This is a genomic window from Amycolatopsis nigrescens CSC17Ta-90 (genome assembly GCF_000384315.1).
In the GTDB taxonomy this organism is placed as follows: domain Bacteria; phylum Actinomycetota; class Actinomycetes; order Mycobacteriales; family Pseudonocardiaceae; genus Amycolatopsis; species Amycolatopsis nigrescens.
On sequence record NZ_ARVW01000001.1, the window covers coordinates 7374762 to 7395043 of the forward strand.

The 20282-nt window shown below is 69.9% G+C and carries 14 protein-coding genes and 1 riboswitch; of the genes, 6 read left to right on the top strand and 8 right to left on the bottom strand.

What is annotated here, in order from left to right; translation table 11 throughout:
• Positions 1-8 precede the first annotated feature (8 nt).
• The 3 genes from AMYNI_RS0134970 to metE form a co-directional block, all read right to left on the bottom strand.
• Positions 9-1856 carry a GGDEF and EAL domain-containing protein gene (locus AMYNI_RS0134970; protein ID WP_211225533.1) on the bottom strand — a complete coding sequence of 616 codons (1848 nt, stop codon included), beginning with the start codon at positions 1854-1856 and terminating at the stop codon, positions 9-11.
• Between the two features lie 187 nt (positions 1857-2043).
• Positions 2044-3495, bottom strand: a complete 1452-nt coding sequence (locus AMYNI_RS0134975) for a cytochrome P450 (protein ID WP_020672765.1) — start codon at positions 3493-3495, stop codon at positions 2044-2046.
• Between the two features lie 111 nt (positions 3496-3606).
• Positions 3607-5904, bottom strand: coding sequence for a 5-methyltetrahydropteroyltriglutamate--homocysteine S-methyltransferase (gene metE / locus AMYNI_RS0134980; protein ID WP_020672766.1), 2298 nt, complete (start codon positions 5902-5904; stop codon positions 3607-3609).
• Positions 5905-6030: 126 nt separating this feature from the next.
• Positions 6031-6258, bottom strand: a riboswitch (cobalamin riboswitch).
• A gap of 87 nt (positions 6259-6345) precedes the next feature.
• Between metE and AMYNI_RS0134985 the strand changes: the two genes are divergently transcribed.
• Entirely contained in the window at positions 6346-7305 is a 960-nt protein-coding gene (locus tag AMYNI_RS0134985; protein ID WP_020672767.1) for an RCC1 domain-containing protein, read from the top strand.
• A 57-nt stretch (positions 7306-7362) separates the two neighbouring features.
• Here AMYNI_RS0134985 and AMYNI_RS0134990 read toward each other — a convergent pair whose 3' ends face one another.
• Both AMYNI_RS0134990 and AMYNI_RS0134995 read right to left on the bottom strand, forming a co-directional pair.
• Positions 7363-8436 carry a ribonucleotide-diphosphate reductase subunit beta gene (locus AMYNI_RS0134990; RefSeq protein WP_020672768.1) on the bottom strand — a complete coding sequence of 358 codons (1074 nt, stop codon included), beginning with the start codon at positions 8434-8436 and terminating at the stop codon, positions 7363-7365.
• Positions 8437-8509: 73 nt separating this feature from the next.
• On the bottom strand, positions 8510-11431 hold the full coding sequence (locus tag AMYNI_RS0134995) for a ribonucleoside-diphosphate reductase subunit alpha (RefSeq protein ID WP_020672769.1): 2922 nt from the start codon (positions 11429-11431) through the stop codon (positions 8510-8512).
• A 653-nt stretch (positions 11432-12084) separates the two neighbouring features.
• Here AMYNI_RS0134995 and AMYNI_RS0135000 point away from each other — a divergent pair.
• The gene (locus tag AMYNI_RS0135000) at positions 12085-12615 is read left to right on the top strand and encodes a snapalysin family zinc-dependent metalloprotease (RefSeq protein WP_020672770.1); all 531 of its coding nucleotides are present in this window, start codon (positions 12085-12087) and stop codon (positions 12613-12615) included.
• 20 nt (positions 12616-12635) lie between these two features.
• Here AMYNI_RS0135000 and AMYNI_RS0135005 read toward each other — a convergent pair whose 3' ends face one another.
• The 3 genes from AMYNI_RS0135005 to AMYNI_RS0135015 all read right to left on the bottom strand — a co-directional run bounded on the left by AMYNI_RS0135005 (position 12636) and on the right by AMYNI_RS0135015 (position 14948).
• The gene (locus AMYNI_RS0135005; protein WP_020672771.1) at positions 12636-13247 is read right to left on the bottom strand and encodes an acetoacetate decarboxylase family protein; all 612 of its coding nucleotides are present in this window, start codon (positions 13245-13247) and stop codon (positions 12636-12638) included.
• Complete coding sequence (locus AMYNI_RS0135010) at positions 13244-14083, bottom strand: enoyl-CoA hydratase-related protein (protein WP_020672772.1); 840 nt, start codon at positions 14081-14083, stop codon at positions 13244-13246. Before AMYNI_RS0135010 ends, AMYNI_RS0135005 begins: the two co-directional genes overlap by 4 nt.
• A gap of 73 nt (positions 14084-14156) precedes the next feature.
• Positions 14157-14948 (bottom strand): maleylpyruvate isomerase family mycothiol-dependent enzyme, encoded by a 792-nt coding sequence (locus AMYNI_RS0135015; protein WP_020672773.1) that lies wholly within the window; start codon positions 14946-14948, stop codon positions 14157-14159.
• Positions 14949-15057: 109 nt separating this feature from the next.
• On the opposite strand from AMYNI_RS0135015, the gene AMYNI_RS0135020 reads away from it, so the two are divergent.
• From AMYNI_RS0135020 to AMYNI_RS0135035, 4 genes are read left to right on the top strand one after another with little or no spacing between them, the layout of a single operon-like run.
• Positions 15058-15849 carry a TIGR03084 family metal-binding protein gene (locus AMYNI_RS0135020; RefSeq protein ID WP_020672774.1) on the top strand — a complete coding sequence of 264 codons (792 nt, stop codon included), beginning with the start codon at positions 15058-15060 and terminating at the stop codon, positions 15847-15849.
• A complete protein-coding gene (locus AMYNI_RS0135025) occupies positions 15846-17537 on the top strand; it encodes an acyclic terpene utilization AtuA family protein (protein ID WP_020672775.1) in 1692 nt (563 codons plus the stop codon). The genes AMYNI_RS0135020 and AMYNI_RS0135025 overlap by 4 nt, the downstream gene beginning before the upstream one ends.
• Positions 17534-18682: an acyl-CoA dehydrogenase family protein gene (locus tag AMYNI_RS0135030; protein ID WP_020672776.1), complete on the top strand. Its 1149-nt coding sequence runs from the start codon at positions 17534-17536 to the stop codon at positions 18680-18682. Before AMYNI_RS0135025 ends, AMYNI_RS0135030 begins: the two co-directional genes overlap by 4 nt.
• Positions 18679-20277, top strand: coding sequence for an acyl-CoA carboxylase subunit beta (locus AMYNI_RS0135035; protein ID WP_020672777.1), 1599 nt, complete (start codon positions 18679-18681; stop codon positions 20275-20277). Before AMYNI_RS0135030 ends, AMYNI_RS0135035 begins: the two co-directional genes overlap by 4 nt.
• The last annotated feature ends 5 nt before the right edge of the window (positions 20278-20282 follow it).

Here is a 20282-nt window from a genome sequence, read left to right on the forward strand (position 1 = left end):
GGTATCGGTTATCGCCGCGCGTGCCGCTCGATCATCTGGTCCACTTCGTCGCCGGTGGCGGACTCCGCCACGAACGGCCCGCGGGCCGCGATCACGCCGAGCCGGTGCAGCCGCGCGGCCTGTTCCGCGGTGCGCACGCCCTCGGCGCCGATCCGCAGGTTCAGCTCGCGGCCGCGGGTGATCAGGTGGGTCAGGTGCCGGAGGGCGGGTTCGTCCTCGCGGTCGGCGACCGCGTCCACCACCGCGCCGCTGAGGATGATGTGCCGCACCGGCAGCCGGCGGCTCGGGATCAGCTCGATGTCCGCCGAGCTGCTCACCGCGAGCACCATCTGCGCGCCGAGGTCGGACAGCACCGCGATGGAGTCCGGCACCTCGCCGCGCGGGTCCAGAATGGACGGAGCGTCGGTGCACAGGCGCAGCGCCCTTGCCGGCAGTTCGTGCCGGTCGAGCTGTTCCTTCACCAGCAGCACCAGATCGGGGTCGATGGCCAACCGCATCGGCAGCCGGACGCACACGTCCGGTGCGGCGTCGCCGAAGCGGACGCGCCAGCGGGCGGTCGCGGCCAGCGACTCGGTGAGCAGCCAGCGGCCGAGCTGGATGGTCATCCCGGTCGTTTCGGCGAGCGGGTAGAACTCGTCGGAGTCCAGCTCGCCCAGCTCCGGGTGGTTCCAGCGCAGCCCGGCGTTCACCGCGGCCAGCTGGTCCGGCCTGGCCAGCTTCACCGTCGGCTGGTAGTTCAGCGCGAACTCGCCGTTCTCCAGCGCACCGGCGATCACCGCGCCGAGCTGGTAGCGGCTGCGGTCCCTGGCGTCGAGCTCGGGGTCGAACAGCATCCACTGCGCCTTGCCGGCCTCCTTCGCCCGGTGCAGCGCGATTTCGGCGCCGCGGAGCAGGTCTTCGGAGTTGCCGTCGGCGGCGCCGCGGACCACGATGCCGACGCTGGCGCTCACCCCGACGCCGTGCCGGCCGAGGTAGATCGGCTCTGCCAGGTCCGCCAGCGCCCGCTCGACCAGCGTGATCACCTCGGAAGCGGTGAACGTGCCGCGCAGCAGGATCGCGAAACCGTCACCGGAGAGCCGGGCGACGATGCCATGGTGGGTGGTGAAGACCGCGGCCAGCTTGCCGGCCACCCCGCGGAGCACCTGGTCGCCGATCCCGGCGCCGAGGCCGTCGTTGATCACCTTGAACCCGTCGATGTCCAGGTAGATCAACGCGATCTGGTTGCGGGCCCCGGTGCCGAGCGCGGTCTCCAGCTGGCTGGAGAACCGGGACGAGTTGGGCAGCCCGGTCAGCGGGTCGTGCACGTTCTGGTGCCGCAGCGTCTCCTGGAGCAGGTGCACCTCGTGCGCGTCCTGGACCATCAGCACCGGGTAGGCCGAGCCCGGCTGGTCGCCGGGCAGCTGCGCCAGGGTGATGTCGGCCCAGACCGGTCCGTCCTCGGCGTGCCGCAGCTGCACCCGCTGCCGGTGGTGCTCGCCGGTCTCGGTCAGCTCGTCCAGGCCGGCGCGCAGTGTGGTGGCGTCGCGCTCGCTCGAAGCGAGCTCCTCGATCCTGTTGCCGCGCAAGGCATCCACCCGGCGGCCGAGGAAACCGCCGAGCGCGGGGTTCGCTTCCACGATCACGCCGGACTGGTCGGTCAGCGCGATCCCGGTCGGGGAGGCGGAGTAGAGCGCGGTGAACCGCTGCGCCGCGGCCTCCCTGGCCGTTTCGAGTCCGGCTTGAGCCTCCAAGGCGACCCGGGTCAGGATGCCTTCGAGCTCTTCCGGGGGAAGCGATACTCCTTTCGTGTCAGCCAGGGTCGCGGCCCATCGGCGTGCGACCTCCTCAACCCCTGGTATCGCACCAGGTTCAGGCACACTCCACCTCTTCACGCGCGGACGAAGGCCAGCTCAGCGCCATGGTAGGAACACGGAGACCCACACTGGGTGTGAGTCGGCCAAGAGTTAAGACACGCCATCATGTGATCCGCGAAGTGTCTACCGGCTGAACGAGTGATGCGACGTGAAAAACTACTACACAACGTTAGAAACCGGGCGGACGGATTCAACGCGGGGTGAGCCGGACCGGGAGCCCGTCCACCGGGACCGGCAGTGAGACGTAGTCCCATTTGATCCGGTAGCCCGCCGGCAGCGACCACCGGTGGGCGCGCAGCATCTCGTGCAGCAGCGCCTTCACCTCGTAGGTGCCGAAGTGCAGCCCGATGCACTTGTGCGCCCCGCCGCCGAACGGCATCCAGGCGTAGCGGTGCGACTTGTCCTCGCGGCGCTCGTCGTTGAACCGCTCGGGGTCGAAGGTGTGCGGGTCGGTCCAGCACTGCGGGTCGTAGTGGTTCGCCGCGGGCGCCACCCCGACCATCGTGCCGGCCGGCAGGTAGCGCCCGAGCACTTCGGTGTCCTTGACCGTCATCCGCGCCATCGACGGCACCGGCGCGACCAGGCGCAGGGCCTCCTTGATCACCAGGTCGAGGGTCCGGAGCCGTTCGAGCGCCCCGGTGTCCGGCAGCTCGTCGCCGAGCGCGAGCGACTCTTCGCGGGCACGTTCCTGCCACTGGGGATGCTTGGCCAGGTAGTACGCGGCCGCGGTGCTGGTGATGGTCGTGGTGTCGTGGGCGGCCATCATCAGGAAGATCATGTGGTTGACGACGTCCTCGTCGGTGAACCGCTCGCCGTCCTCGGTGGTGGCGTGGCACAGCGCGGAGAACAGGTCCGCACCGTCCGCCCGGCGCTTGGCGGGCAGGTTCTCCGCGAAGTACCGCTCGAGCACCTTCCGCCCGTGCAGCCCGGCCGCCCAGCGCCCGCCCGGCACCGGGTAGCGGACGATCGCGGTACCGGCCCTGACGCAGTCCACAAAGGCCCGGTTCACCTGGCGCGCCTCGTCGCCGCTGCGCATGTCCATGAAGACCCTGGTGGCCACGTCCAGGGTGAGCTGCTTGAGCGACGGGTAGAGCCGCTGGTCCGGCCGCGCCGCCCAGCCGGCCACCCCTTCCCGCAGCGCGGGGCCCATCTGGCCGACGTAGCCGATCAGCCTCTCGCGGGTGAACGCCTCCTGCATGATCCGCCGGTGCATGTGGTGCTCGCCGAAGTCGAGCAGCATCAGGCCGCGGTGGAAGAAGTTTTCGATGAAGAACTTCCAGCCCTCCTGGGAAAACGCCTTGTCCTTGTTCACCAGCGCGATCTGGGTGGCGGCCGGCCCGGTGAGCCCGACGATCCGCTTGCCGAAGGCGCCCATCCAGGAGACCGGGCCGAAGTCCCGGTAGCGGTTCAGCTGGAACTCCAGTCCGAACCGCAGGCTGTCCAGCGAGTGCCCGAGCAGCGGTGCCCCGGCGTCGCCGAGGATGGGCGCCAGACCGCTGCCCGGCGGCGGTGCGGCCAGTTCGGTGACCGGCCAGCGCTGGTGCAGCAGGCGCTGGTCCACCACTCTCGGCAGGGGGAGCGAGGTGAGGGTCGGGACGCGTTCCCGGACCGCTTCGGTGACTTTGCCGACCGCACTTGTCATGGCGACTGTCTCCCCGTTGAGAAGAGCCGGAAGTTACTCCCGTTCACCGTGCTCTCTTATTGGCAGGATGACAAGAGGGTGGGGGAAATTCACCCCCACCCTCCCGTCCGGTTACCCCGCGTGCTCGGCGCGGACTCGCTCGGCGGCCCGCACTATGTTGCGCAGCGCGGGTTCCACCTCCGCGTAGCCGCGCGTCTTCAGGCCGCAGTCCGGGTTCACCCACACCCGGTCGGCCGGCACCGCGGCCAGTGCGGTGCGCAGCAGGGCGCTCACCTCGTCCACATCCGGCACCCGCGGCGAATGGATGTCGTAGACGCCGGGGCCGACCCCGCGCGAGAAGCCGGCAGTGCCGAGGTCGCCGAGCACCTCCATCCGCGAGCGGGCGGCCTCGATGCTGGTCACGTCCGCGTCGATCGCCTCGATCGCGGGCAGGATGTCACCGAACTCCGAGTAGCACATGTGCGTGTGGATCTGGGTGGAGTCGGCGACCCCGGAAGTGGCCAGCCGGAAGGAACGCACCGCCCAGTCGAAGTACGCCTTGTGCTCGGTGGCCCGCAGCGGCAGCAGCTCCCGCAGCGCGGGTTCGTCCACCTGGATGATCCGGATGCCGGCCGACTCCAGATCGTGCACCTCGTCCCGGATGGCCAGCGCCACCTGGCTCGCGGTCTCCGCCAGCGGCTGGTCGTTGCGCACGAAGGACCAGGCCAGGATCGTCACCGGGCCGGTCAACATGCCCTTCACCGGACGGTCGGTGAGGCCCTGTGCGTAGCTCGCCCATTCGACCGTCATCGGCGCCGGCCGGGAAACGTCCCCGTACAGGATCGGCGGACGGACGCAGCGCGAGCCGTAGGACTGCACCCAGCCGTGCTCGGTGGCGGCGAAACCGGCCAGCTGCTCGGCGAAGTACTGCACCATGTCGTTGCGCTCCGGCTCCCCGTGCACCAGCACGTCGAGGCCGAGTTCTTCCTGCAGCCGCACCACCTTCTCGATTTCGGCGTGCATCGCCGCCCGGTAGTCCGCGGCGTCCAGCCTGCCCGCCCGGTGCGCCGCCCGCGCCTTGCGCACCTCGCCGGTCTGCGGGAACGAGCCGATGGTGGTGCTGGGCAGCGGGGGCAGGTTGAGCGTGCCGCGCTGGGCGGCGGCGCGGTCGGAGTAGGGCGAGCGGCGGGCGTGCTCCGGCCGCAGCGCGTCCAGCCGTGCCCGCACCCGCGGTTCCCGCAGGTCGTGCGCGCCGGCCCGGTCCGCGGTCACCGCGCGGGCCGCGGCCAGCTCCTCGGCCACCACCCCGGTGCCCTCGTGCAGTGCCTTGCCGATCAGCACCACCTCGGCCAGTTTCTGCCTGGCGAAGGCAAGCCAGCCGCGGATTCGTTCGTCCACTCCGGACTCGCGGTGCACGTCGTACGGCACGTGCAGCAGCGAGCAGGAGGTGCTCACGCCGACCTTTCCGGCGGTGCCGAGCAGGGTGGCCGCGTTCGCCAGCGCGACGTCCACGTCGACCCGCCAGATGTTGCGGCCGTCCACCACGCCGGCGAGCACCTCCTTGTCCCGGAGCACCCCTTCCGCTGCAACGGTGTCCACAGTGGACGGATCGGTGACCAGGTCCAGCGCGATCGCGTCCACCGGGGAGCGGGCCAGCACGCCCAGCGCGTCACCGAGCCCGCCGAAGTAGCCGGCCACCAGGATCTTCGGCCGCCGCCGCAGCGAGCCGAGTGCCTGGTAGGTCCTGGCCAGCGCCTCCAGCTCGTCCGGGGTGCGGTCCGCGGCGTACGCGGGCTCGTCCAGCTGGACCCACTGCACACCTTCGTCGTGCAGGGTGCCGAGCAGCTCGGCGTACGCCGGTACCAGCCCGTCCAGCAGGTCCAGCGGACGGAAACCCTCCGGCGCGCCGTCGCCGGCCTTGGACAGCAGCAGGAAGGTGGCGGGCCCGACCAGTACCGGCCTGGTCTCCAGGCCGGCGGCCCTCGTTTCGCGGTACTCGTCCAGCGGCTTGCCGCCGTCGGCCGAGAACTCGGTCCACGGGGTCAGCTCCGGCACCAGGTAGTGGTAGTTGGTGTCGAACCACTTCGTCATTTCCAGCGCGGGCGCGTCCTGTACCCCGCGGGCGGCGGCGAAGTAGGTGTCGGTGGGGGAGAGGCCGAGCGAGGTGAACCGCTGGGGCAGCGCGCCGAACAGCTCGGCCGTGTCCAGCATCTGGTCGTAGAACGAGAAGGTGTTCGACGGGATGGTGTCCAGCCCCGCCGCGGCCAGCTCACGCCAGGTGTCCACGCGCAGCTCGCGGCCGACGCGGTGCAGCTCGGCCTGGTCGATCCGGCCTGCCCAGTAGGACTCGACCGCGCGCTTCAGTTCGCGGTCCGGCCCGATCCTCGGGTAACCCAGCACAGTTGCGCCCAGGTTGGGGTTATCGGTCACAGCTCTCTCCTCGCGAGCTCGTTCTCGGAGTCCGAGCTCGGCAGGAGACACGAACGAGCGCACGGCACGGCGGCCGCCGCTCGGTTCGGTCGTGCCCACCCGCGAGGCCCGGACTCACGCGCACCGGTGGTACGCGTGCCACGGGCAGGTCTTCGGACTCGTGGGCGGGGGGCTCCCAGCCTTGCCTACTGGCCGTCGCTTCCCGGGCTCGCGCCCAGTGCTTTACCGCTGCTCGCGGTGACGGCGGTCGTTCCCACATACCGCTGCGGGGCAGTCCCGGATTCGCACCGGGTTCCCTGTTGCCTCTACCCGCCGGTCACGCCGCCGGGCAGAACCTGTGGCTTTTTCGACACTAGCAAATTCGGCCGCCGGAGCGCTTGGATCGACCATGATCTGACCAACCGCCCGAGCACGGGCGCGATCCGCATCGGAGAGTGACGCATGTTGATCAACCGATCCTCGATCAGACCGGGCCGGCGTCGCCTGGCCACCCTGGCGGTCGCCGCCGGGACAGCCACTGCCGTGATCCTGACGGCGGTGCCGGCGGCGGCGTCGGGTACTGACGGTTCGGCGATCGCCTGGGGGTACAACGCCTACGGCGCGACCACGGTGCCGGAGGCGGCGTCCACCGGGGTGCGCGCCATCTCCGGGGGCAGCTTCCACAGCCTGGCACTGAAGACCGACGGTTCGGTGCTCGCCTGGGGCGACGACTTCTACGGGCAGGGCTCGGTGCCGACCGCAGTGGCCACCGGGGTCACGGCCATCGCCGCCGGCGGGAGCCACAACCTGGTGTTGAAGGCGGACGGCTCGGTGATGGGCTGGGGCTGGAACAGCGACCGGCAGGCCACCGTGCCGCCGGCCGCGGCCAGCGGGGTCACGGCCATTGCGGCGGGCGGCCAGCACAGCCTGGCGCTGAAGGAGGACGGCTCGGTGCTCGCCTGGGGCAGCAATCTCTTCGGGCAGGCAACCGTGCCGCCGGAAGCCGCGAGCGGGGTCACGGCCATCGCTGCGGGCGGGCTGCACAGCCTGGCGCTGAAGGAGGACGGGTCCGTTGTCGCCTGGGGCGACGACGATGACGGGCAGGCCACCGTGCCGGCCGAAGCCACCGGCATCACCGCCATCGGCGCGGGCAGCCTGCACAGCCTCGCGGTGAAGGCGGACGGGTCCGTGCTCGCCTGGGGCTGGAACGGGTACGGGCAGACCGATGTGCCGTCCTCTGCCACCGACGTCCGGGCGGTTTCCGGCGGCCAGTGGCACAGCGTGGCGTTGAAGAACGACGGTTCGGTGGTCGCCTGGGGCGACAGCACCTACGGCCAGACCGCGATGCCGGTTTCGGCCGCCGCCGGGGTCAGCGCCGTCGCGGCGGGCAGCTTCCACAGCCTGGCGCTGCGCACCAGCTAGTGCAAACGGGCCCACCGGGGCGAATCGCCCCGGTGGGCCCGTGCACTTCGCGGCCGGTCAGTCCCAGTCGAGGGCGCCGCCGGACTGGTACTCGATGACCCTGGTCTCGAAGAAGTTCTTCTCCTTCTTCAGGTCCATCGCCTCCGACATCCACGGGAACGGGTTCTCGTCCTGGCCGTAGATCGGCGCCAGGCCGATCTGCTGGGCGCGGCGGTCGGTGATGAAGTGCATGTACTGCTCGGTGAGCTGGGCCGAAAGGCCGAGCATGCCGCGCGGCATGGTGTCGCGGGCGTAGGCGACCTCGAGCTCGCAGGCCTCGGTCAGCATGCCCCGCACCTCGGCCTGGAACTCCTCGCTCCACAGGTGCGGGTTCTCGATCTTGATCTGGTTGATGCAGTCGATGCCGAAGTTCAGGTGGATCGACTCGTCGCGCAGGATGTACTGGTACTGCTCGGCGATGCCGACCATCTTGTTGCGCCGGCCCAGCGACAGGATCTGCGCGAAACCGGTGTAGAACCACATGCCCTCGAAGATCACGTAGAAGGCGACGAGGTCCCGCAGGAAGGCCTGGTCGGCCTCCGGGGTGCCGGTCTCGAAGTCCGGGTTCTCCAGGTTCTGGGTGTACTTCAGCGCCCAGGCGTCCTTGTCCGCGATGGAGGGCACCTCGCGGTACATGTTGAACAGCTCGCCCTCGACCAGGCCGAGGCTTTCGCAGATGTACTGAAAGGTGTGCGTGTGCACGGCCTCCTCGAACGCCTGGCGGAGCAGGTACTGGCGGCACTCCGGGTTGGTGATCTGGCGGTAGACCGCGAGCACGATGTTGTTCGCGACCAGCGACTCCGCGGTGGCGAAGAAGCCGAGGTTGCGCTTGAGCATCTGCCGCTCGTCCTCGGTCAGCCCGTCCGTCGACTTCCACAGCGCGATGTCCGCCTGCATGGCGACCTCGGTCGGCATCCAGTGGTTGTTGCAGCCGGCAAGGTACTTCTCCCAGGCCCAGGTGTACTTCAGCGGCAGCAGCTGGTTCACGTCGGCGCGGGCGTTGATCATCCGCTTGTCGTCGACGCTGATCCGCTCGGCACCGCGCTCGATCTCGCCGAGCCCGGTGGCGTCCGCGATTTCGGTGTTCGTCATGTAAAACTCCAGGTCAAAGGTCGTGAGTGGAAAACGTTGCCCCAGCAACGTTTTCCACTCACGAGCGTCGGGGTTACTGGCAGGCTTCGCAGTCGGGGTCGTCGATGCGGCAGGCGGCACCGTCGGTGGTGGCGAAGTCGATGTCTTCGACCTTCGGCATCTCCTTCGGCTCCTCCTTCACCTGGGGCTCGGGCGGGGCGACCGGGACGGCGGCCGCGGGTGAAGGCGCGGGGGCCGGGGTGGCCGAGACCGCATTGAGCTTGCCGTCGGTGCCGCGCAGGGTGCTCTTCTCCACGTGCGTCGCGGACCGCGCCCGCAGGTAGTACGTGGTCTTGAGGCCCTTGTGCCAGGCGTAGCGGTACAGCTCGTCGAGCTTGCGCCCGCTCGGCGCGTCGATGTAGAGGTTCAGCGACTGGGCCTGGTCGATCCACTTCTGCCGGCGCGACGCGGCGTCCACCAGCCAGCGGCTCTCCACCTCGAAGGCGGTGGCGTAGAGCGCCTTCAGGTCGTCCGGCACCCGGTCGATCTGGCCGAGGCTGCCGTCGAAGTACTTCAGGTCCGAGACCATCACCTCGTCCCACAGGCCCCGCTCCTTCAGGCTGCGGACCAGGTGCGGGTTCACCACGGTGAAGTCGCCGGACATGTTGGACTTGACGAACAGATTCTGGAACAGCGGCTCGATCGACTGGCCGACCCCGCAGATGTTGGAGATGGTCGCGGTCGGCGCGATCGCCATCACGTTCGAGTTCCGCATGCCCACCGTCTGCACCCGGCCGCGCAGGGACGCCCAGTCCAGGGTGTAGGAGGTGTCCACGTCCAGCGCGTCGCCGCGGCGGGCGTCGATCAGCAGCTTCATCGAGTCGATCGGCAGGATGCCCCGGCTCCACAGCGAGCCCTCGAAGGACGCGTACTGGCCGCGCTCCTCGGCGAGGTCGGTGGACGCGGTGATCGCGTAGTAGCTGAGGTACTCCATGCTGCGGTCGGCGAACTCGACCGCGGCGTCGGTGGACAGCGGCAGGCCCAGCTCGAACAGCGCGTCCTGGAAGCCCATCAGGCCGAGGCCGATCGGGCGGTGCTTCAGGTTGGACCGGCGCGCCTCGGGGATCGTGTAGAAGTTGATGTCGATCACGTTGTCCAGCATCCGGACCGCGGTCTTCACGGTGCGCTCCAGCCGCTCGGCGTCCAGGCCCTGGCGCGTGACGTGCTTGAGCAGGTTCACCGAGCCGAGGTTGCAGACCGCGACCTCTTCGGCGTTGGTGTTCAGGGTGATCTCGGTGCACAGGTTGGACGAGTGCACCACGCCGACGTGCTGCTGCGGTGAGCGCAGGTTGCACGGGTCCTTGAAGGTGATCCACGGGTGCCCGGTCTCGAACAGCATGGTCAGCATCCGGCGCCACAGGTCCACCGCGCGGACCTTGCGGGACACCTTCAGCTCGCCGCGCTCGGCGGCCGCCTCGTACTCGCGGTAGCGCTCGGCGAACGCGTTGCCGTAGAGGTCGTGCAGGTCCGGGGTTTCGTTGGGGGAGAACAGGGTCCAGGAGGCGTCCGCCTCGACCCGGCGGAGGAACTCGTCGGGCACCCAGTTGGCGGTGTTCATGTCGTGCGTGCGGCGCCGGTCGTCACCGGTGTTCTTGCGCAGGTCGAGGAACTCCTCGACGTCGATGTGCCAGGTCTCCAGGTACGCGCAGGCGGCGCCCTTGCGCTTGCCGCCCTGGTTCACCGCGACCGCGGTGTCGTTGGCGATCTTCAGGAACGGCACCACGCCCTGGGACTGCCCGTTGGTGCCCTTGATGTGCGCGCCGAGCCCGCGGACCGGGGTCCAGTCGTTGCCGAGGCCGCCGGAGTACTTCGCCAGCAGCGCGTTGTTCTTGTAGGACTGGAAGATCGAGTCCAGGTCGTCGTCCACCGTGGTGAGGAAGCAGGAGGACAGCTGCGGGCGGGTGGTGCCCGAGTTGAACAGGGTCGGGGTGGACGCCATGAAGTGGAACGACGACAGCAGCTCGTAGAATTCGATCGCGCGGCCCTCGCGGTCGTCCTCGCGGATCGCCAGGCCCATCGCGACCCGCATGAAGAACGCCTGCGGCAGCTCGAACCGGACCCCGTCGTGGTGCTGGAAGTACCGGTCGTACAGGGTCTGCAGGCCGAGGAAGGCGAAGTCGAGGTCGCGCTCCGGCCGGATCGCCGCGGTGATCCGCGCCAGATCGAACCCGGCCAGCTCGGGGTTGACCAGCTCCAGCTCGATCGCGCGGCGCAGGTAGTCGCGGAAGTAGCCGGGGTAGGCCTTGGCCATCTCGTCCTGGCTGGCCAGCCGCGGCGCGCCGGCCAGGTAGCCGAGCGCTTCGCCGCGCAGCTTGTCCAGCAGTAGCCGGGCACTGACGTAGGAGTAGTTCGGCTCCTGCTCGACCAGGGTGCGGGCGGCCATGATCTGGGCCAGCGCCAGCTCGTCGGCGCTGATCCCGTCGTAGAGGTTGCGCCTGGTCTCGGTGAGCACCGGCTCGGCGGAGACATCGTCCAGCCCGGCGACGGCCTCGCCGACCACGTGCGCGACGCGCGCCCAGTCCAGCGGGCGCAGCGTGCCGTCCGCGGTCCGCACGTTGATCGAGTGCTCGGCCTTGGCCGGCTGCGCCGCGTCGCGCGCCTTGGCCCGCTCGTCGCGGTAGAGCACGTAGGCACGCGCGACCTTGTGGTGCTCGCCCCGCATCAGCGCGAGCTCGACCAGGTCCTGGATCTGCTCGATGTGCAGCGCGGTCTCCGGGCCGGCGTGGCGCAGCAGCGACGACTCGACCTGCTCGGTCAGCTCGCCGACCAGGTGGTGGATCCGCGAGGAGGCGGCCGCGTCGTCACCCTCCACGGCCAGGAAAGCCTTGGTCAGCGCGACCGAGATCTTGCCGGCGTCGAAGGGTGAGACGTTCCCGTCGCGCTTGATCACCCGTACCGAGCTGGTACCGGACGGATCGGCTGCGGACGGTGGACGCTGGCTGGTCTCCACGGACATGCGTGACTCCAAAAGGGCGCGTTCGATCGGCACGCAGGCTTGCACCGGCGTGCTTGGGCTGCACAGGTTTGCCGATGCCGGAGCGGACCCTCGTGCGGCCGCGCGGCGACCCGGGAGGGTCTGCCACGTCGACTCCCACGCACCACCGAACGAGGTGCCCGATTCCGGCTTCGCGTGCCGGAGCGGTTCCCCACCGCCGGCGCGCTGTCGGTTCCCAGAGACTACATCTTGGGGTGGGCGCGTGCACGTGCCCCAACAGGTGGCGTGTCGTGTCTTCCCGGGGTGCTAGCGTGCACGGTCCCCCTGGCGGGTTATGGGTCGCTTCTTCTTCGCCTGCTCAGGCGCGATGCCGGCCCGGCCCGGCCGCCGGGGCGCCCGCCGATCAGGTGATCAACACGACGCCGTGGCGTCCCAAGGGTCGGGAGTCGGGGCCTGGCGAACCCCGGATTTCGGATTCGGAAAAGAAAATCGTTATCCGTTCGGGTATAAAATGATCTTATGGGACGTTGGTATATTACTCGAATGGTTATTTCTTTGCCTGGCGCTTTACACTTCGGTTACCCGGCGCCGGAATAGCCCGTCCCTGCAACGGCGCCGGGTACCCTTCCCTGCTGCGCAAGGAGACTCCTATGTCGCCAGGCAAATATCCCCGAATGGCCCTTGGTGCACTGGCAGCCACGTTAACACTGGTCAGCACCGGCATGCCGGCCGCTTCGGCCGAGGAACAACCGTCCACCTTCGCCAGGACCGTCTATTACAGCGCGAGTGGTTACAGCGCCGAAGCCGATCAGTCGGCGCAGATCTGGAACAGTGCGGCGCCGAACGTACGAATGGTGCGCGGCGGAAACGCCACCATTCGGATCAGCGCCACCACGGGCGGCGGATCGCGCGCTTATCCGTGCGGTCTCGGCTGCGCGACCATTTATATCGACCGGAACGACGTCGCCGCCGGGCATTACGCGCTGCGCATCGTCGCGCACGAGATCGGGCACGGCCTCGGCCTGCCGGACAACTACAACGGGGTGTGCTCCTACCTGATGTCGGGTGGCAGCGCGGGCACGTCGTGCCGCAACCCGAACCCCAACGCGGCCGAGGCGAACCGGGTGAACCAGCTGTTCGCCGGCGGGGCCACCTCCACCGAGGCCAGTGGGGTCACCGAGACGGACGTGTACGCGAAGGGCTGAGCGCGTGCAGCCTGGCCGGCTCAGCCGCCGAAGCGGAGCGTGAAGTCCCGGAGGCAGACGCTCAGCAGCGGGGTTCGGCCGGTCAGGTAGCCCAGCGGGCCGTCCGGGTTGATGTTCCAGTTCGCGACGGCGAAATGCGGTCTGGCCCTGGCCCGGACCGGGCTGTACTTGAGGGCGCCGTGCAGCGTCTGCGCGATCCGGAAGCCGGTCGGCGGCGCCACCGGCGCTCCGGCGCGGCGGGTGAAGGCGGCGGTGGCGATCCACTCGGTGTCGGTACCGGCCGCCGCGGTGAACGTCCGGCCGTGCCGGAAGTCCAGTGCCGCCAGGTCTTTCGGGATGCCCCACAGCGCGCGGCCGCCGGCCATCGAGGTCGCGCTGTCCACCCAGATCTCGGTGATCGAGCCGGTCGGCCGCCACCCGCCGCGTACGGCGACGGTGGCCAGCAGTTCGTGGTAGGAGAGCTGGCCGGGCGGCTGGTAGTCGATCCACGCGGTCACCACGAACGCGGAACCGGCGACGCGCACCGGACGCAGCCCGGCCGGCAGCGCGGGCAGCTCCGCCGGCGGCACTCGCCAGACCGACAGATATGCCTGCCCCGCCAGGTGCCACGGCTCGGCCGGGTACTCGGTCATCCGTCCAGCCATGGCAGGTAGTCCGGCAGGTCGTCGGGCGCCTTCATGCTGAACTCCGGCGGCCGCTTCTGCAGGAAGGACAGCACGCCTTCGACCGCGTCCCGGTTTTCGGTCAGCCCGCCGATCAGCCGCGAGTCCAGCTCGTGCACCGGGAACGGCGACGGGGCGCTGGACATCCGGTAGAGCAGCTGCCTGGTGACCGCCACCGAGACCGGAGCCGTGTTGGCGATGATCTCGCGGGCCAGCTCGTAGGCCTTGTCCAGCAGCTCTTCCGGCTGGTGCACCCGGTGCACCAGCCCGGCCGCGAGTGCTTCCTCCGCGCCGAAGACCCGGCCGCTGATCATCCAGTCCATCGCGGTGCCCAGCCCGACCAGCTTTGGCAGGAACCAGGCGGACGCGCCCTCCGGGTAGATGCCGCGGCGGACGAAGACGAAGCCGAATTTGGCGTCGCTGGCGGCGAGCCGGAAGTCCGCGGAAAGCGTGATGGTGATGCCGCCACCGACGGCCGCTCCGCGCATCGCGGCGATCACCGGCTTGTTCATCGTGAAGATCCGCTTCGAGCACCGGCCCGCGGGCTCCTGCCACTCCGGGCCGGGTCCTTCGGTCGGGTCGAAGTCGAACCCGCCAGCGGAAAGGTCGGCGCCGACGGAGAAGTCCGTGCCGTTGGCGGTCAGCACCACGACCCGGACGTCGGTGTCCTTGTCCGCGCGGTCCATCGCGTCGCCGAGTTCGTCGGACATCCGCACGGTGTAACCGTTCCGCGCCTCCGGGCGGTTCAGGGTGACCGTCGCGATGCGGTCGGATACCTCGTAGGTGATTTCGGCGTAGTCCGGCACGCGGCCTCCCTTGGTCGACGCTCTTGCCGACCGTATTGCACGCGGGACCTACTGGCAATGCGTCAATAAGGGCTCACATCGGTGGTACGAGGGTGAAGTACCGGTCGAGCACGCTTCGGTCTCCGCGAACCTCGAGCCGGTCCGCGGGAACCCGGTGCCACAGGTAGAGCAGCAGATCCGACACCGGTCCGGCCAGCTCGACATCGCAGGGACCGTCCGGGTCGAGCCGGACCTCGTCGCCCTCGAAGTGCACCGTCCAGACGCCCGTGCCGTCGGTCTGCCGGAACCGGAACCGCTCGCCCGACCCCGGCGGGGCGTGGCCGCAGATCCGTCGCCACGGCGCCATCACCTCGAAGTTCTGGTCGACGGCGTCCGCCGCGAGCGCGGTGTCGATCGGCTGAGCCCGGCCGAACGCGTCCTCCGCGTCCCAGCGGTGCGTAGCCGCTTCGATGGTTTGCATCCGCAGCCAGAACCCGATGCTCTGCTCGGCCGACCAGGTCCACACCCGGTCGTCGAGCGCGCGGGTGGCGAACAGCGACGCCAGTGTGGCGGCGCCCTCGGCGTACCAGTCGACCAGGTTCGCCGGCATCGGGCCGCGGTTCGGCTCGGTCTCCGGCATCGGCCAGCCCTCGGTGTCCGGCGGCAGTTCCCACATGGTCACGTCCGTGATGTCCGGTGGCTCGGTGAGGTTCCGCCGGAGGACACGGGTGACGTACCTGTGCACCCGGCCGAGGTGGGCCGCCAGGTCGGGCACCGACCAGCCGGGGCAGGACGTCACCAGCCGTGCTTCGCCGGGGCCGTCCGGCAGGCGGACGGCGGCTTCGAAGTCCGTGACCTCGCGCCGGAAATGAGGAAGGAAGTCCATGGAGTTACCTTGCCAGTCCTGGCAGACCGCGGATAAAAACAATCATGCATGCTTGATTTTTGCCGGAGGCGGTGCCAGTCTCGGGACACGGCAAGAGGAGGCGAACAGGTTGGCTGATCTCGGCCCGATCCTGCGTGATCTCGCGGACGAGTCACAGGAAATCGAGGATGTGGTGGCGGCGCTGCCGGAGGCGGGCTGGGCCACCCCGACGCCCGCGGCGGGCTGGACGATCGCGCACCAGGTGGCGCATTTGGCGTGGACCGACGCCAAGTCGCTGGTCGCGGCCCGCACCCCGGACGAGTTCCCGGCACAGGTCGAGGAGGCGTTGCGGGCCGGCGCGGACTTCGTCGACCTCGGTGCCGCGGAGGGCGCGGCGAAACCGCCCGCGGAACTGCTCGGCGAGTGGCGTCGTGGCCGGGCGGAGCTGGCGGCCGCGCTGGCCGCGGTGCCGGACGGGCAGAAGCTGCCGTGGTACGGCCCGCCGATGAGCGCGGCTTCGATGGCCACCGCCAGGATGATGGAGACCTGGGCGCACGGCCAGGACATCTTCGACGCGCTGGGCCTGACGCGCGTGCCGGGAGCGCGGCTCTGGCACATCACCAGGTTCGGCGTGCGGACCAGGGACTTCGCCTTCAAGCTGCATTCGCTCGCGCCACCGGCCGAAGAGTTTCGGGTGGAGCTGACCGCGCCGGACGGGGACGGTTGGGCGTGGGGGCCGCCGGAGGCCGAGCAGCGGGTCGCCGGCAGCGCGGTGGACTTCTGCCTGGTGGTCACCCAGCGGCGTCATCCGGACGATACCGACCTGGTCGCCACCGGCGAGCAGGCGGCGGAATGGCTCGGCATCGCGCAGGCGTTCGCCGGCCCGCCTGGCAACGGCAGGAAGGCGGGCCAGTTCCGATGAAACCGATCCGGATCGGGAACGCCTCCGGCTTCTACGGTGACCGGTTCTCCGCGGTGGAGGAGATGCTCACCGGCGGCCCGCTGGACGTGCTGACCGGCGACTACCTCGCCGAGCTGACCATGCTCATCCTCGGCCGCGACCGGCTGAAGGACCCGAATCGCGGGTATGCCAAGACCTTTCTCCGGCAGCTGAAGCAGAATCTCCTGCTGGCAAGGGAAAAGGACGTCAAGATCGTGGCCAACGCGGGCGGGCTGAACCCGGCCGGGCTGGCCGGGGCGCTGCGCGAGCTGGCCGCCGAACTCGGTGCCGACGTGCGGATCGCGCATGTCGAAGGGGATGACCTGCTCGCCAGGGCCGAGGAACTGGGCCTCGGCAAGCCACTGACCGCGAACGCCTACCTCGGCGCCTGGGGCATCGTGGACTGCCTGAAGGCGGGCGCCGACGTGGTGGTCACCGGCCGGGTCACCGACGCCTCGCTGATCGTCGGGCCCGCCGCGGCGCACTTCGGCTGGCGGCGCGACGACTACGACGCGCTGGCCGGCGCGGTGGCGGCCGGGCACGTGATCGAGTGCGGGGCGCAGGCCACCGGCGGCAACTACGCCTTCTTCACCGAGCACGAGCTGGGCGTGCCCGGCTTCCCGATCGCCGAGATCGAAGCCGACGGTTCGAGCGTGATCACCAAGCACGACGGCACCGGCGGGGTGGTCAACGCCGGCACCGTCACCGCGCAGCTGCTCTACGAGATCACCGGCGCGCGGTACGCGGGCCCGGACGTGACCACCCGTTTCGACACCGTGACGCTCGCCGAGCAGGGCCGGGACCGGGTGCGGATCAGCGGGGCGAAGGGGGAGCCGCCGCCACCGACGCTGAAGGTCTGCCTGAACACCGTCGGCGGGTTTCGCAACGAGACCACCTTCGTGCTGACCGGGCTGGACATCGAGGAGAAGGCCGCGCTGGTGCGCGGTCAGCTCGAAGCCGCGCTCGAACCCAAGCCGCCGGCGGAGGTGCGCTGGACGCTGGCCAGGACCGACCACGAGGACGCGGACACCGAGCAGCGGGCCAGTGCGCTGCTGCACTGCGCGGTCAAGGACGCGGACGCCGACGTGGCGGGCCGGGCGTTCAGCGGCGCGGCCATCGAGCTGGCGCTGGCCAGCTACCCGGGCTTCCACGTCACCGCGCCACCATCGGCCGCGTCCCCGTACGGGGTCTACACGGCGTCCTTTGTGGACGCGAACGAGGTGCCGCACGTCGCGGTACGGCCGGACGGAGCCAGGGTCGACGTAGCGGCCGCGATGGAGACCCTTGAACTGTCCGATGTGGAGGACCCGGAGCTGCCGGAGCCGCCGCCGGCGGGGCGGACCCGGCGGGTACCGCTCGGCACCGCGTTCGGCGCGCGCAGCGGCGACAAGGGCGGCAGCGCCAACGTCGGCGTCTGGGCGCGCTCGGATCCCGGCTGGCGTTGGCTGGCGCACGAGCTGACCGTGGCGGAGTTCCGGCGGCTGCTGCCGGAGACCGCCGGCCTGCCGGTGCGCCGCTACCTGCTGCCCAACCTGCGCGCGCTGAACTTCGTGGTGGACGGCCTGCTCGGGCAGGGCGTCGCTTCGCAGGCACGGTTCGACCCACAGGCCAAGGCGCTCGGCGAGTGGCTGCGCGGCCGATACGCAGACCTTCCGGAGGAACTTACGTGACCGACCCCTTCGCCAGCCCGGAAAGGGTGGCCCTGCGCAAGACGGTGCGCAGGTTCGTGGAGACCGAGGTGCTGCCGAACCTGGCCGAGTGGGAGCGGGCCGGTGAGCTGCCCCGCGACCTGCATCGCAAGGCCGGGGAGATCGGCCTGCTCGGGGTGGCCTTCCCGGAGTCCGTCGGTGGTGGCGGCGGCGACTACCTCGACGCGCTCACGGTGACCGAGGAGATCCACTACGCCGGCGGTTCCGGCGGGCTGATCGCCTCGCTGTTCACCTGCGGGATCGCCGTGCCGCACATCGCGATGGCCGGTGATGAGCGGCAGATCGAAAGCTGGGTGCGTCCCACGCTGGCCGGGGAGAAGATCGGCTCGCTCGCGGTGACCGAACCGGACGGCGGCTCCGACGTCGCGTCGGTCCGGACCACCGCCCGCCGTGACGGCGACCATTACGTGCTCAACGGCGCGAAGACCTTCATCACCTCCGGTGTCCGCGCGGACTTCGTGACCACCGTGGTGCGCACCGGCGAGCCCGGCGCGCACGGGCTGTCGCTGATCGTGGTGGAGCGCGACACCCCCGGCTTCACCGTGACCCGCCGGCTGGAGAAGATGGGCTGGCACTGCTCGGACACCGCCGAGCTGTCCTATGTGGATGCACGGGTGCCGGCGGCCAACCTGATCGGGGCGGAGAACAGCGGGTTCGCCCAGGTCGCCACCCATTTCGTCACCGAGCGGCTCTCGCTCGCGGTGCAGGGCTACGCCACCGCGCAGCGCGCGCTCGACCTCACCCTGGACTGGTGCCGGCTGCGGGAGACCTTTGACCGCCCGCTGATCTCGCGCCAGCTCGTGCAGCACAAGCTGGTGGAGATGGCGCGGCGGATCGACGTCGCGCGGACCTACACCCGCCAGGTCGCGCTGCGGCACGTCGCTGGGGAGGAGGTCATCGCCGAAGCCTGCTTCGCGAAGAACACCGGCGTGGAGACCGGTGAATGGGTGGTCAACGAGGCGGTGCAGTTGCACGGCGGGCTCGGCTACATGCGGGAGTCCGAAGTGGAGCGGCATTACCGCGACGTCCGCATCCTCGGCATCGGCGGTGGCGCCAACGAGATCCTCGCCGGACTGGCCGCGAAACGATTGGGTTACACGGCATGACGATCATCAGGTCCACAGTGGACTCAGGGGCGGGCGAGTTCGCCGCCAACCGCGACGCGATGCTGGAGAAGCTCGCCGAGCTGGAGGCCGAGCACGCCAAGGCCATCGAGGGCGGCGGCGAGAAGTACGTGGAGCGGCACCGCAAACGCGGCAAGCTGCTGGCCAGGGAGCGCATCGAGCTGCTGCTGGACGAGGACTCGCCGTTCCTGGAGCTGTCCCCGCTGGCGGCGTGGGGCACGAACTACAAGGTCGGCGCCAGCGTGGTCACCGGGATCGGCGTGGTCGAAGGCGTGGAGTGCATGGTCACCGCCAACGACCCCACGGTCAAGGGCGGCTCCAGCAACCCGTCCAGCCTGAAGAAGGGCCTGCGCGCGGCCGAGATCGCGGCGGAGAACCGGCTGCCGACCATCAACCTGGTCGAGTCCGGCGGCGCCGACCTGCCGACCCAGAAGGAGATCTTCATCCCGGGCGGGAAGACCTTCCGGAACCTCACCCGGTCCTCGGCGGCCGGGGTGCCCACGGTGGCGCTGGTGTTCGGCAACTCCACCGCCGGTGGCGCGTACCTGCCCGGCATGTCGGACTACGTGGTGATGGTGAAGGAACGCGCCAAGGTGTTCCTCGGCGGCCCGCCGCTGGTGAAGATGGCCACCGGTGAGGAGTCTGACGACGAGTCGCTCGGCGGCGCGGAGATGCACGCCAGGACCTCCGGCCTCGCCGACTACCTCGCCGCCGACGAGCAGGACGCGATCCGGCTCGGTCGGGGCATCATCCGGCGGCTCAACTGGCGCAAGCGGGGGCCGTCGCCGTCGCCAGGGTTCGAGGAGCCGAAGTACGACGCCGAAGACCTGCTCGGCATCGTGCCCTCGGACCTCAAGGTGCCGTTCGACCCGCGCGAGGTGGTGGCCAGGGTGGTGGACGGCTCGGAGTTCGACGAGTTCAAGCCGCTATACGGGACCAGCCTGGTCACCGGCTGGGCCACCGTGCACGGCTATCCGGTCGGCATCCTGGCCAACGCGCAGGGTGTGCTGTTCAGCGAGGAAGCGCAGAAGGCCACCCAGTTCATCCAGCTGGCCAACCAGACCGACACCCCGCTGCTGTTCCTGCACAACACCACCGGCTACATGGTCGGCAAGGAGTACGAGCAGGGCGGCATCATCAAGCACGGCGCGATGATGATCAACGCGGTGTCCAACTCGAAGGTGCCGCACATCTCGGTGCTGATGGGCGCGTCCTACGGCGCCGGGCATTACGGCATGTGCGGCCGGGCCTACGACCCGCGCTTCCTGTTCGCCTGGCCCAGCGCCAAGTCCGCGGTGATGGGTCCGGCCCAGCTGGCCGGGGTGCTCTCCATCGTGGCGAGGCAGGCGGCGGCGAGCCGCGGTCAGGAGTACAGCGAGGAGAACGACGCGGCCATGCGGGCGATGGTGGAGGGGCAGATCGAGGCGGAGTCGCTGCCGATGTTCCTCTCCGGAATGCTCTACGACGACGGGATCATCGACCCGAGGGATACCAGGACGGTGCTCGGGATGAGCCTGTCCGCGATCCACAATGGACCAGTGCAGGGCGCCGACGGCTTCGGCGTCTTCCGGATGTAGGGGCG

Bases quoted from the DNA above. Each gene is read 5' to 3' on its own strand.
- AMYNI_RS0134995 (WP_020672769.1), bottom strand. From the start codon at position 11,431: ATGTCCGTGGAGACCAGCCAGCGTCCACCGTCCGCAGCCGATCCGTCC.
- AMYNI_RS0134975 (WP_020672765.1), bottom strand. From the start codon at position 3,495: ATGACAAGTGCGGTCGGCAAAGTCACCGAAGCGGTCCGGGAACGCGTC.
- AMYNI_RS0135005 (WP_020672771.1), bottom strand. From the start codon at position 13,247: ATGACCGAGTACCCGGCCGAGCCGTGGCACCTGGCGGGGCAGGCATAT.
- AMYNI_RS0135035 (WP_020672777.1), top strand. From the start codon at position 18,679: ATGACGATCATCAGGTCCACAGTGGACTCAGGGGCGGGCGAGTTCGCC.
- AMYNI_RS0135015 (WP_020672773.1), bottom strand. From the start codon at position 14,948: ATGGACTTCCTTCCTCATTTCCGGCGCGAGGTCACGGACTTCGAAGCC.
- AMYNI_RS0135000 (WP_020672770.1), top strand. From the start codon at position 12,085: ATGGCCCTTGGTGCACTGGCAGCCACGTTAACACTGGTCAGCACCGGC.
- AMYNI_RS0134985 (WP_020672767.1), top strand. From the start codon at position 6,346: ATGTTGATCAACCGATCCTCGATCAGACCGGGCCGGCGTCGCCTGGCC.
- AMYNI_RS0135025 (WP_020672775.1), top strand. From the start codon at position 15,846: ATGAAACCGATCCGGATCGGGAACGCCTCCGGCTTCTACGGTGACCGG.
- AMYNI_RS0134990 (WP_020672768.1), bottom strand. From the start codon at position 8,436: ATGACGAACACCGAAATCGCGGACGCCACCGGGCTCGGCGAGATCGAG.